2 protein-coding genes are annotated in these 2,562 nt (G+C 63.0%); both read right to left on the minus strand.

The window, feature by feature from the left end:
• Positions 1-215: 215 nt before the first annotated feature.
• Positions 216-944 (minus strand): IS21-like element helper ATPase IstB, encoded by a 729-nt coding sequence (istB, locus tag K7W03_RS27165; RefSeq protein ID WP_176595381.1) that lies wholly within the window; start codon positions 942-944, stop codon positions 216-218.
• On the minus strand, positions 931-2,445 hold the full coding sequence (istA, locus tag K7W03_RS27170) for an IS21 family transposase (protein ID WP_222888066.1): 1,515 nt from the start codon (positions 2,443-2,445) through the stop codon (positions 931-933). Before istA ends, istB begins: the two co-directional genes overlap by 14 nt.
• Between the last annotated feature and the right edge of the window lie 117 nt (positions 2,446-2,562).

A 2,562-nucleotide genomic window follows, 5' to 3' on the forward strand; every position in this document is an offset into this window, starting at 1 on the left:
TGTCAACCGGCGCGCAAAGTTGACCCCTTATCGGCGCCCAACATTGACCCCCTTTTCGTGAGTGTCGGCGGTTATCCCGGTAGTCCATAGGAGGGACCCGCGGACGCCGCCGCGCGCCGTCAGGAGCGCTGGCGGCGGCGTCCGCGGGAGGTACCTGTGGACCCACCGGGGTAACCGCCGGGGATGGGGGTCCGGGGGAAGGGGTTTTTGCCGTCTCAGCTTCGGTTTTTGAACCGCCAGCTGTCGTTGCCGGTCTCGATGATGTCGCAATGGTGCGTGACGCGGTCCAGCAGCGCCGTCGTCATTTTGGCATCCTGGAAGACGCTGGGCCATTCGCCGAAGGCGAGATTGGTGGTGATGATCACCGAGGTCTTTTCGTAGAGTTTGCTGATCAGATGGAACAGCATCTGCCCTCCTGAACGGGCGAACGGCAGATACCCGAGTTCGTCCAGCACCACGACGTCCAGGCGGGCCATCTGGGCGGCCAGGTTGCCAGCCTTGGCCTGGCGGGTTTCCTCCTCCAGGCGATTGACCAGGTCGACAGTATTGAAGAACCGTCCTCTGGACCCGGCACGAACCACGGCAGCGGCGATGGCAAGCGCGAGATGTGTCTTGCCGGTGCCGGTGCCACCAACCAGCACGATATTGCGCCTTTCCGGCAGGAAGGAACCGGCATGGAGCGAACGCACCAGGCTTTCGTTGATCGGCGTGTCGGCGAACACAAAGCCGTCGAGATCCTTGATGGCCGGCAGCCTGGCCGCAGTCATGCGGTATCGGATCGAAGCGGCTTCTCGATGCGCGCCTTCAGCGCGGAGCAGGTCACCCAGCATCTCCATGGCGGTCCGGTCACGACGGACGCCGTTGGTAACGGCATCGTCGAACGCGGCGATCATGCCCTTTAGGCCCAGCCCCTTCAGGGCTGCCAACATCTCATGCCGCTGCATCGAGGCCTCGCACCATGTCATAACGCGCGCAGTCGGCGATGGGCGGATGCTTGAGCTTCAGATCGACCAGGACGCTGATGGCCTGGGTGGGTTGGGGTTCGCGTCGGCGCGACAGGATGTTGAGGATCACTTCGTCATTGGCCGTACCCGCCATCATAGCTTCGCGCACGGCAGCTTCGACCGCCTCCAGCCCATCTTCGGGCACTGCTGCCAGCACCCGGACAAAGCGTCGGTCTGCATCATCGCTTTTACCCAGCTTGCGGCGCAGTTGGGCCAGGGCCGGCGGAAGATCCCAGTCCTGGAAGGGAGCGCCGTTGCGCAATGCTCCTGGCTTGCGGATCAGGACCGGCAGATAATGCCAAGGGTTGAACGCCGTCTGGTTGCGGCCGAACACGCGAGCATGCTCGGCAACCGCTTGGCCTGCACAACGGATAACGATCCTGTCGGCATAGGCGCGCAGTTGCACCGCCTCCCGGGCCGCACTCGCCATGACCGAGTATCGGTTGCGATCGAAGCTCACCAGGCAGGTTGCGCTCGCCACATGTTCGCTCTCGAAGAAGCCGTCAAAGGGCGTGGCCAATGACTGCAGCGAGGATCGTTCCATCTCCAGCGCCTGCGCAATGGTCATGTCTTCCAGATCTGGAGGGGCATAACGCTCGGCCCACCGTCGGCACTCGGCCTCCAGCCAGGCGTTCAGCTCTTCGAGGCTGGCAAAGCGCAACCGGGGCTTGAACAGCCGCTCCCGGCTGGTCTGGACCTGGTTCTCGACCTGTCCCTTCTCCCAGCCTGCCGCCGGGCTGCAAGCCACAGGCTCGACGCCATAATGATCCGTCATGATCAGGAAGCGCCGGTTGAACACCCGCTCCTTGCCGGTGAACACGCTCGTCACCGCGGTCTTCATGTTGTCGTAAATGCCGCGCGTCGGCACCCCGCCAAAAAAGGCAAAGCCCCGGGCATGCGCGTCAAAGAGCATCTCCTGGGTCTCGCGCGGATAGGCCCGCACATACGGCGCCCGCGACCAACACAACCGCATATGAGCCACCTTCACCCGCATCGGCTTGCCGGCGATCTCCACGTCCTCGTGGCTCCAGTCGAACTGATAGGCCTCGCCCGGCCGGAACATGAGCGGGATGAACACCTTGCTCATATCGCCACCGTCGGTCCGGCGTTCGCGCTTCCAGCGTGCTGCATAGCGCCGAACCGCATCGTAGGAGCCGGTGAAACCCTCACGCTCCAGAAGATCATGTATCCGTGTCAGCCGTAGCCGATCACGCCGGGGCCGTTCCTCGTTCTGCACCAACAACTCGTCCAGCCGTTCGCGAAATGGCCCGGTCTGCGGTCGAGGCTGCTCCTTGCGTTCGTAGCTGAAATCCGCCTCCGGCGCACGGATCGCCTTGCGCACCGTGTTGCGCGACAACCGTAAATCACGCGCGATCTCTTTGATCGGCTTACCTTCCCTGTGCTCCCTGCGAATCTTGGCAATAGTCTCCACAATCAACATCCCCATCCTCGCCGCATGGAAGTCCAAGCCGCGACGCCTCACACTCTGGAATGATGGGGGTCAATTTTAGACGCCGATCACCCCGCTAAGGGGGTCAATTTTGCACGCCGCTCCACA

Origin of the sequence: Sphingobium sp. PNB (assembly GCF_019873065.1) — a bacterium.
GTDB classification, from domain to species: domain Bacteria; phylum Pseudomonadota; class Alphaproteobacteria; order Sphingomonadales; family Sphingomonadaceae; genus Sphingobium; species Sphingobium fuliginis.

Coding starts and splice junctions, on each gene's coding strand:
- istA (WP_222888066.1), bottom strand. CDS start 2,445: ATGTTGATTGTGGAGACTATTGCCAAGATTCGCAGGGAGCACAGGGAA.
- istB (WP_176595381.1), bottom strand. CDS start 944: ATGCAGCGGCATGAGATGTTGGCAGCCCTGAAGGGGCTGGGCCTAAAG.